Annotated in this window: 1 protein-coding gene; it reads left to right on the forward strand. The window is 57.8% G+C overall.

Annotated features, from left to right (window positions below):
- Positions 1–1,509, forward strand: a 1,509-nt coding sequence (locus EOL86_14020) for a tetrathionate reductase family octaheme c-type cytochrome (protein NCD26690.1), incomplete at its 5' end; no start/stop codon positions are given.
- Positions 1,510–2,206: the final 697 nt, after the last annotated feature.

The raw sequence follows: 2,206 nt of genomic DNA on the forward strand, positions 1-2,206 counted from the left end.
CAGGTCACGCAGGAATGCCTGCGTTGCCACAAAAAGGCCGGCGAGGACATGATCAAAAGCGCCCACTGGCTGTGGAAAGGCCCCTCGCCCTACACCGTGGAGCGCCAAAAAAAGGTCATGAGCGGCAAGGCCACGGACACCATGAACAATTTCTGCATCTCCCTGCCCTCCAACTGGCCCCGCTGCACCTCCTGCCACACGGGCTACGGCTGGGAGGACGAAACCTTTGATTTCAATGACATGACCAAGGTGGACTGTCTGGTCTGCCACGACACCACGGACAGCTACCGCAAGGCCCCGCCCGCGGCGGGCATGCCCGCTCCCGAGGTCGATCTCAATTTTGTGGCTGAAAACGTCGGCAAAACCAATCGCAACACCTGCGGCAACTGCCATTTCCAGGGCGGCGGCGCCGACGGGGTCAAACACGCGGACATGAGCGAGGTTCTGCGCTACCCGGAACGCAACTGCGACGTGCACATGGGCGGCCACGACTTCACCTGCACGGAATGCCACAAAACCGTGAATCACAAAATCAAGGGCCGCAGCACGTCCCTGCCCGTGGCCGAAGGGTCGCGCACCTGCGAGGACTGCCACACAAGCAAGCCGCACTTCGGGGACGACATGCTTGATTTTCACCTCAACAAGCATACCGACTCCGTGGCCTGCAACACCTGCCACACGCCGGTCTATTCCAAATGCAGACCGACCAAAAGCTGGTGGGACTGGTCCCTTGCCGGTGACAAATCCAGGCAGCCCGTGAAAGACGCCTACGGCGAGGAAGACTACAACTGGATGAAAGGGGAATTTGAATGGAAGGAATCCAAAAAGCCCGTGTACGCCTGGTACAACGGCTTCATGGAACGTCTGCTCCTGGGCGACACCATCAATCCTAATGCCACGGGTTTCGGGCCCGGTGAAAACCCGTCAGCCGAGGCACGCCGAGCCATGCCCGTGACCAACATCACCGCGCCCGTGGGCAGTATCAAGGACCCATCGTCCAAGATCTTCCCGTTCAAACTCATGAAGGGCATCCAGCCCGCCGACGCCGAGTACAACTATCTCCTAGCGCCCCATCTCTATCCCACGTCTCCGGACGATACCACGGCCTACTGGAAAAACCTCGACTGGCAAAAAGCCTTCGTGGACGGCATGAAAGCGGCCGGACTGCCCTACAGCGGAGAATATAAATGGGTGCGGACCAACATGTACTGGGGCATCAAGCATGAGGTCATGCCCAAGGACATGGCCTTGTCCTGCGTGCAGTGCCACGAAAGCCTGAAAGGGGAAAAAACCTGCAACCGCTGCCATCAGGACAAACGCGACGTGGATTTCAAGAAGCTGACCAGCGCGGGCACGGACTTCGCCAAAATGCTGTCCCAGGGGCGTGATGTCGCGGATCTGGTCGGAACCACCGACTATCTCGACTTCAAGGCCCTGGGCTACAAAGACGATCCCATCCTGGTCGGCGGCCGCTTCAAGAAGCTCCCGCTGGGCCGCACGGAGCCGTAACGACTGCCCGCACGACCTGAACCGGACAAAACAACAGCGCCCCCTCCCGAAAAATTTTTCGGAAGGGGGCGCTTGCACATGAAGGGATACGATTCAGAAATACTGGTCGAAATCACAGGTATCCTCAGACACCTCTGTATTCTCCACACATGTCCATGACCATGCCAAAGGACTTGGGTGCATATTTCTTGAAACTCGCTTCATCCACGTACACAAAGTCAAATCCCATTTCCGACTGCGCCGCGTTCGCGTCCGCGCACCATTGCCGCAACCGCGCCATCTTGCGCGGCAGCTCCAGTTCTTCCCGGCCCTTGGTTTCAACGACAACCACGCGGTTGTCAGCGATTTTCACGAAAAAATCCGGATAATAGTTGGAGATGTTCCCGACAGTGTTCACGTAATCGAGTTTGAAACCCACCGCGAAATAGTTCTTGGCGTAGCTGACCACATCCGGACATTTTTCCAAAAAAGCCGCGAAGAGTAGTTCAAAGCCCTGATCGCCGACAATTCTGTTGAACACACTTCTGGCCGGCAAAACGTAATCCTGACTTTTCACGGAGAATGGCCGCGTGGCGCTCATGGCCAGCCAATCCTTTACCGCGACCACGGCGTTTTCATGCACAGTGACGCTGTTGATGGCCCGCAGCAGCACGTCCCGCAGCGTTTTGGCGACGGCCGGTTCCGCCAGATTGCGCAG

This window comes from Deltaproteobacteria bacterium (assembly GCA_009930495.1).
In the GTDB taxonomy this organism is placed as follows: domain Bacteria; phylum Desulfobacterota; class Desulfovibrionia; order Desulfovibrionales; family Desulfomicrobiaceae; genus Desulfomicrobium.